Source organism: Roseateles sp. P5_E1 (assembly GCF_054049335.1).
In genome coordinates this window covers 1-525 of record NZ_JBFUMN010000465.1, presented here as the reverse complement: position 1 = coordinate 525, position 525 = coordinate 1, and the positions used below count along the sequence as shown (strand labels likewise).

The 525-nt window shown below is 68.5% G+C and carries 1 protein-coding gene; it reads left to right on the top strand.

Annotated elements, in window-relative coordinates; all coding sequences use genetic code 11:
* A partial coding sequence (locus ACXJKJ_RS32120; RefSeq protein ID WP_457395797.1) for a M14 family metallopeptidase occupies positions 1 to 525 on the top strand: 525 nt, incomplete at both ends.

Here is a 525-nt window from a genome sequence, read left to right as displayed (position 1 = left end):
CACCAGTACCCGCTGTTTGCGGTGCGCAGCCGCGATTGGAACCCGCAGTTGCCCAGCGTGCTGGTCACCGGTGGCGTGCACGGCTACGAAACCAGCGGCGTGCAGGGCGCGCTGCAGTTCCTGGCCACCCGCGCCAAGGACTATGCCGGCCGCGTCAATGTGCTGGTCGTGCCCTGCGTGAGCCCRTGGGGSTATGAGCGCRTCCAGCGCTGGAAYSCCGATGCGATCGATCCCAACCGCGCGTTCGTGGCCAACAGCCCGGCGGCCGAATCGGCCGCACTGATGGCGCTGGTCGAACCGTTGCGTGACGGCATGCTCATGCACATCGACCTGCACGAAACCACCGACAGCGACGAAAGCGAGTTCCGCCCGGCGCTGGCCGCGCGCGACGGCAAGCCGTTCGAGCCGGGCCTGATCCCGGATGGCTTCTATCTGGTGGACGACAGCGAAAACCCGCAGCCCGCGTTCCAGACCGCGGTCAACGCGGCGGTGGAGCAGGTGACCCACATCGCCCCGGCCGACGAC